The sequence below is a fragment of the Gluconobacter sp. Gdi genome, from assembly GCF_014132155.1.
Taxonomy (GTDB): domain Bacteria; phylum Pseudomonadota; class Alphaproteobacteria; order Acetobacterales; family Acetobacteraceae; genus Gluconobacter.
In genome coordinates, this window is sequence record NZ_BLJQ01000075.1 from 1 (window position 1) to 373 (window position 373).

A 373-nucleotide genomic window follows, 5' to 3' on the forward strand; every position below is an offset into this window, starting at 1 on the left:
TTACTCCCCGTTCCGGCTGCGGGGCCGGGTCCAGATGAGGGTGTAGCCTTCCCCTTCCTCGTCGGTGAACAGGTTGGCGAAGATCGGGGCGGCGAAGGAGGGATCGTCCAGCTTCAGGCTCAGATAGGTGCGGCCTTCGTTGGAGCGGCGGGTCCATGCGGCGCCGAGTTCAACCCGTCCAAGGTAGACGCGGTAGTTGGGGGCGTTGTCGTTGGCCCGGTTGGTTTCCGCCACCAGGCGGACGTTGCGGGCCTGCAGGGCCAGGGTGACGATCTCGCCTTCGAAGCCTTCGCCCACCTTCTTGAAGGAACCGATGTTAGCCATTGTCGTATCTCCATGCTGTTATCGGGCCGCGACCACCGTGGCCTCGATG

The 373-nt window shown here is 64.1% G+C and carries 1 protein-coding gene; it reads right to left on the minus strand.

The genetic code is table 11. The features are described from left to right. Positions 1 to 324: a DUF736 domain-containing protein gene (locus JN414_RS16540; protein WP_035378674.1), complete on the minus strand. Its 324-nt coding sequence runs from the start codon at positions 322 to 324 to the stop codon at positions 1 to 3. Positions 325 to 373 lie beyond the last annotated feature (49 nt).